The organism is Phenylobacterium sp., from assembly GCF_031360265.1.
Classification (GTDB): domain Bacteria; phylum Pseudomonadota; class Alphaproteobacteria; order Caulobacterales; family Caulobacteraceae; genus Phenylobacterium.
In genome coordinates, this window is the sequence record NZ_JANMBF010000098.1 from 1 (window position 1) to 2,457 (window position 2,457).

General features: G+C 67.0%; 4 protein-coding genes. All 4 read right to left on the minus strand.

The annotated features are described in order from the left end of the window. Positions 1-180, minus strand: a 180-nt coding sequence (gene rpsJ, locus RMN86_RS08410) for a 30S ribosomal protein S10 (RefSeq protein WP_309605384.1), incomplete at its 3' end; no start/stop codon positions are given. A 305-nt stretch (positions 181-485) separates the two neighbouring features. Further along, the gene (locus RMN86_RS08415) at positions 486-1,319 is read right to left on the minus strand and encodes a GIN domain-containing protein (RefSeq protein WP_309605385.1); all 834 of its coding nucleotides are present in this window, start codon (positions 1,317-1,319) and stop codon (positions 486-488) included. Positions 1,320-1,352: 33 nt separating this feature from the next. After that, positions 1,353-2,192, minus strand: coding sequence for a GIN domain-containing protein (locus tag RMN86_RS08420; protein ID WP_309605386.1), 840 nt, complete (start codon positions 2,190-2,192; stop codon positions 1,353-1,355). Between the two features lie 171 nt (positions 2,193-2,363). After that, on the minus strand, positions 2,364-2,457 hold a 94-nt coding region (locus RMN86_RS08425; protein ID WP_309605387.1), incomplete at its 5' end, for a hypothetical protein.

The following is a 2,457-nucleotide window of genomic DNA, read 5'->3' on the forward strand; positions in this document are numbered from 1 at the left end:
CTTCTTGTCGATGTGCGGCGAACGGTTGACGGTGAATTTTTCAATGCGCGTCGGCAGCGGGATGGGCCCGCGCACAGTCGCGCCGGTCCGCTTGGCGGTGTTGACGATCTCGCGCGTGGAATGGTCCAGCACGCGGTGGTCGAACGCCTTGAGGCGGATGCGGATATTCTGACGATCCATATCGCTCTTTTCGTTCCCTACAGACGACGAACCGTCCGCGTGATCTCGACCATTTCAAAGACCAACCCGAACTCTCAGATGAGAGCCCGTACGCGTAAGTCCGCTAAAACGATTTAGGGCCCGCGCGCTATTCCGCGTGGGCCTTTGCCGGGGCGCCGATGAAGGCGCTGCCCCAACTCGTTCTGCGAGCCGCGTCTAACTCCGAAGAGCTACAGCCGGTCCAACAGGAGGCGGGTTACTACCGACTCGACTCGTTCGCGTCAAGGGCGGGGCGAATGCATTTCGACCGCGGCAGGCCGCGGCCTTCAGTTCCCGACGCTGACGCCGCCGGAGCCCATGACCGTCTTCGAGATATGGCCGGTCACCTCACGCACGTGGACGTCGCCTGAGCCCATGATGCGGGCTTTCAGGTTTGTCGCCGTACCCCCGAAATGCACATCGCCGGAGCCAGCCACCGCCACATCGAAGCCGGTGGCCGTCCCGCCGGCGATCCGGACGCCGCCCGAACCCGCCACATGCACGTCCACTGGCCCGGAAACCGAAACGACGGAGACGTCGCCGGAGCCGGCGATATCCACCGCCAGCCCACCCTTCACGTCGGCGATCTGGGTGTCGCCGGAGCCCGCGACGCGGACCTTGGCCTCGCCTGCCGTCCCGGCGTGGGTGTCGCCGGACCCTGCCTGGCTGATCCGCATGCGGCCTTCGACATTGCCGACCGTCCAGTCGCCGCAGCCGGCGTTGCCGAGGTTCAGGCTGGCGGAACGCCCGACTGTGCCCCAAACCGCGCCGCCGGTGTCTACATCCACGTCGCGGGGGGTGCGGATGACGATCTGCGGCATGTCGGCCCAACCGACGTCGCCCACGCCCCGGACATGGACGGATGTACGCTCGCCTTTGCCGCGGCAGTCACGGATCTTGTGATTGAGACCGCCGTCGACGATGGTCCGGCCGCCGAAGCTACGCACCGTCAGCGGCAGCTTGGGGTTGGGCGCAATGATTTCGACCTTCACGTCGCCGCGGGTCTCGGGGATCACAGTGACGCGAACCACCGCGTCCTTGACCTCGACGGAGGCGGCGCTGGCCGCGCCGGCGGCCGTCAGGCTGGCCGCGACGGCGAGAAGCATCGGGGTGAGGCGCATTTGGATCTCCATGCCTTGAATTGTCGCGGGTCCCTAGGGCCGGCCGCCGATGGTCACGTGGCCGCCGCCGGTCACGGACTTGCTGACCGAGCCGGTAACTTGTCTCACGCGGATGTTGCCGAGGCCCGAGATCGAGGCGTCGAGACTTTGGGCGACGCCGCCCAGCTCGATGGAACCCAGGCCGGAAACCGATGCGCGCACGGCGTCGGCGTGACCGTCGGCCACCCGGATCTTGCCGACACCAGAGACCCTCGCGCCCACAGGCCCCGCCAGGTCGTCGACGCTGACGCTGCCGACGCCGGAGAGCGAGGCCTCCAAACCCTGACGGATCCGGGTGGCGTGGATTTCACCGGCGCCGGAGAGCCTTACGTCGAGGCGGCCCGACGTGCCCATCTTCACCGAGCCCGCGCCTGAGTCCTCGATCACGACCGCCCCGGCAACATCAGCCACGGTCCAGCTGCTGCATCCGGAGTTGTTCATATCCAGGCTGGCGGAGCGGCCGATCGTGCCGAAGACCACCCCGTTGGCCCGCACGATCACGGCCTTGGGTGTCCGCACCACCACCTGGGGCACGTTTTCGTATCTGACCTGGCCCACCCCACGCACGCGAGCGACGGAGGACTCATGGCGCTGGTGGCAGCCGCTGATCCGCCGGTCCAGGCCGCCGTCGATAATGGTGTCGCCGCCCGTCACGTGCACACTGAGCGGCAGATCGGCGTTGGTGGTGAGAAACTCGACTTTCACGTCGCCCCGGTCCTCTGGAATCATGGTTACGCGGGCCACCGCGTCACGGATTTCGACCGACGCCGCGTGAGCCGCGCCGGCCACACCCAAGGCGGCCACGGCGGCGCCAAGCGCAAATGAGTGTCGCATCGTCAAAGCCCCATCCAGATCAGGACGGAAACTAGGCTCCCGCCCGCAGGGAAGCAGCTTAATTCGCGGTCATGACTTTTCGGTCATCCGCCAAACTCTGGGAGGCGTCCAAGCAAAAGGCCGTCGGGTCGCCCCGACGGCCTTTGTCCGTGGTTCTGTAAGGCTCGCGCCCTACTTGACGATCTTGGAGACGACGCCGGCGCCGACGGTGCGGCCGCCTTCGCGGATCGTGAAGCGCAGGCCCATGTCCATGGCGATCGGCGTG